At 39.6% G+C, this 1,262-nt stretch carries 2 protein-coding genes; both read right to left on the bottom strand.

Annotated features, from left to right (window positions below; all coding sequences use genetic code 11):
• Window positions 1–174 precede the first annotated feature (174 nt).
• Window positions 175–438: a hypothetical protein gene (locus DD616_RS03975; protein ID WP_102887584.1), complete on the bottom strand. Its 264-nt coding sequence runs from the start codon at window positions 436–438 to the stop codon at window positions 175–177.
• Window positions 439–638: 200 nt separating this feature from the next.
• Complete coding sequence (locus DD616_RS03970; protein WP_069648534.1) at window positions 639–1,175, bottom strand: nucleotidyltransferase family protein; 537 nt, start codon at window positions 1,173–1,175, stop codon at window positions 639–641.
• Window positions 1,176–1,262 lie beyond the last annotated feature (87 nt).

The following is a 1,262-nucleotide window of genomic DNA, read 5'->3' as shown; positions in this document are numbered from 1 at the left end:
GGAATTTACCGTTCAATTCAATGATAAAAACTCACTTTGCCTAACGCCCAATTAAGGGGTGAGCAACGCTACCACCCAAACCTAAAGCATTGTGCCATAAACACTAAACTTGAAGTAGAAGCAAAAATACCAAGCGTTGGGAATCCCTCTTAAATTGTTTGTTATGTGCCGTGGTTAGTGTTTTTCACAATCCTTTTTGTCTTTGAACAGATTAGTTAGTGCCGTTGCTTCTGTTCTTTCTAGGTCTTGATAAGCATCGAAAACGTCACCATTTTTATAGCCAAGAAGGCACAGCCCACTTTGAATAATTAGGGTAAAAAATGACACAACTAGAATCAGAAATGGAATGACACCAAACATATCAAGAGACAATAAAAGTGAAGACAATGCTATAGCCACCACTGAAATCACCACTTTAACCTTGCTGCTAAAAACCATAACACCCTCTAAAATATGAAATTTTAGCCATTCTATAAGTTAATGGTTGCACATAATGTTTGTCGCTTCACATGAAAGGCACATAACGCCCGCTTAAGGGGCAGACAACGCTACTACCAACTTTCCGCATAACACCGTAATCACCGAAACCAACGCATAGTAAAAATGCCGCGCGTTGGCTGTCCCTCTTGAAGCGTTTGTTATGGCGCAATTCTCAAGTTAGGCCATATAACTAACCAACCCTTTGACTTTACTCGATTTTCGAAGGTTCCATATGCTCGTTTAGGATTATGTGTGATTAAACCTTGAAATAAACTCTCGAAACCAAAGGCTGATATACATTCATAATGATCGTGCTCGACTTTTCTCACTGCTACCGCCGTTTCTTTTTCAGGCCAATAGCTCATGGCATCCAATGTGCTTTGGTATGGATCGTCGCCATTTTGTAAGTGCATCTTGGCTTGATTTTTCACTTGCCAATTGATCTGAGGCATTTGCTCCGATAACTTGAGTTCAAGTGATTTTTCATAATCTGAATCGACACAATCAGCATCGAAGAAAATGACATCAATATCGTTTAATGGCGTCAGCTTTACGTTGCGATGTAAAAAGTCCCAGACAAGGTTTCGCACAAAACCTGCGGCTATGTAGCACTGAGGCAATTCAAGCTGGTAAACACATTCCAGTGCTTCAAATCGAACGGGATCTTTTCTAACTAAATCAACGATAGTATCCATTTTTTTTTTTTTTCCATAAAGCCCGGCTAAGGGGTTGATAACGCATAGCCGAACTAAAAAAACACATTGTAAACACTTAACTTCAAT

Source organism: Vibrio anguillarum, from assembly GCF_003390515.1.
Lineage (GTDB): Bacteria > Pseudomonadota > Gammaproteobacteria > Enterobacterales > Vibrionaceae > Vibrio > Vibrio anguillarum.
This window is presented reverse-complemented; position numbering and strand designations above follow the sequence as displayed.